Source organism: Caulobacter sp. 05T431 (genome assembly GCF_056665975.1).
This window is the reverse complement of sequence record NZ_JBFTKU010000076.1, coordinates 1-569: the sequence shown is the minus strand read 5'-3', so window position 1 is coordinate 569 and position 569 is coordinate 1. Positions and strand designations below refer to the sequence as shown.

1 protein-coding gene is annotated in these 569 nt (G+C 72.7%); it reads left to right on the top strand.

The genetic code is table 11. The features are described 5' to 3' along the window. Positions 1 to 245: 245 nt before the first annotated feature. Positions 246 to 569: hypothetical protein (locus tag AC1U89_RS24590; RefSeq protein WP_479902227.1), on the top strand; the 324-nt coding region annotated here is incomplete at its 3' end.

Genomic DNA, 569 nt, shown 5'->3' with positions numbered 1-569 from the left:
CTCGCCGAGCTCGCCCGCGGCACCGGAGAAGCCCCGCACCCGGAGACGCTCATCCACGATCTGGAATTCGCCCTTGCGATCGCCGACGCCACCGCCTCCCGCGTCGATGCCGGCGCCACCGCTTTCGAGTAGGCAAGCGCATGACAACCCCACTTTTGGTCCACGCCGGCCCGGACGCTGAACGGGACGGCGGCGTCGGCGCCGTCGTCGCTTCCCTCCCGGTTTCTTTTGCCCMGGCACGCAACGTGCCCGACGTCGTCGCACTCGCCGGCACCGCCGGCTGGACTGCCAGCGCAACCGAGGCGGTCCGCAAGGGTGCCCGGGGCGTTGTCGTGGTTGATCCCGTGGCCGAAGACCCCGCGGCACTGGCCGCAGCGGCAGCCGAGGCGGGTACAACGGTGGTCCTTGACCAAGTCTGGGCCGGCAACCCCGCCCTCGCGGAGTCCGCGGCCCGGGACGCCATCGCGGGCGCACTGGCCGACGCCGTGTTGCTCGACTCCGTGGCGTGGGGCACCCGCGGGACCGACACAGGGGTGCTGCTCACGCGGCATCTTGCGGCCGTCCTGGCC